Here is a 235-nt window from a genome sequence, read left to right as displayed (position 1 = left end):
TTTTCATCTTCCAACATCGCAACCTCATCAATGCAAATTAAAATATACGGTAATTTTTCCTCTGTAGTCACTTTGTTGTATTCGTTAACGTGGTCTACTTCATATTTCTCCATACACTTACGTCTTTTGATAATTTCCATCCACAATTGGTTTAACATTACCTCCATTTCTACTTCTTCCATGCAAACTTTTTTAACGTGTTGCACTCTTCTTAAAAAGTGAAATTCTGAGTTCT

General features: G+C 33.2%; 1 protein-coding gene. It reads right to left on the bottom strand.

Annotated elements, in window-relative coordinates; translation table 11 throughout:
- On the bottom strand, positions 1–182 hold a 182-nt coding region (locus GJQ66_RS13865; protein ID WP_230379701.1), incomplete at its 3' end, for a hypothetical protein.
- Positions 183–235: the final 53 nt, after the last annotated feature.

The sequence above is a fragment of the Microbacterium sp. ZXX196 genome (genome assembly GCF_009709595.1).
Lineage (GTDB): Bacteria > Actinomycetota > Actinomycetes > Actinomycetales > Microbacteriaceae > Microbacterium > Microbacterium excoecariae.
The sequence above is the reverse complement of the archived record's forward strand: the minus strand, read 5'-3'. Positions and strand labels throughout refer to the sequence as shown.